The following is a 505-nucleotide window of genomic DNA, read 5'->3' on the forward strand; positions in this document are numbered from 1 at the left end:
GAGTGCTCATCATCGTGAGCGTCCTCCTCTCGCCGGAGACGCGGGGCATCGGCCTGTCGGACGACGCCGTCGTGAAGGCCCCGAAGACCGCCGACGCACGCACCGCCGACACCGGCGCCCGACGGGGGAACGCGTGAGCTCGGATCATCAGCTGGTGGGGGCGGCGCGTGGTGGCACCGCCCCCACCTACCGGCAGCTCCTCGAACGCACGGACGCTCCCGCCGGATCGTCGTGGGGCGTGTTCGGCGAGGGCGACCAGCTCGGCACGCTCGGTTTCATCGGAGCGGCCGAGACGATCGCCGCGACGGCCCTCGTCCGGACGGGAAGGGTCGTCGACCTCGACTACCCGATCAACACGTTCGTGCCGAGCATCGCCGGGACGCGACCTCCGACGGAGCACCACATCTTCGCCAACAACCCGAACCACCGCGACGACTGGCTCGACGCCTTCTACCTGCAGTCCACGTCGCAGATCGACGGGCTTCGGCACATGAGGCACCCCGAG

1 protein-coding gene is annotated in these 505 nt (G+C 70.1%); it reads left to right on the forward strand.

What is annotated here, in order from left to right; all coding sequences use genetic code 11:
• Positions 1-133 precede the first annotated feature (133 nt).
• Positions 134-505 (forward strand): hypothetical protein (locus AC4FQ5_RS20220; RefSeq protein ID WP_491146552.1); only part of this gene is annotated, 372 nt, incomplete at its 3' end.

It is taken from the genome of Chryseobacterium sp. DT-167 (assembly GCF_058310155.1).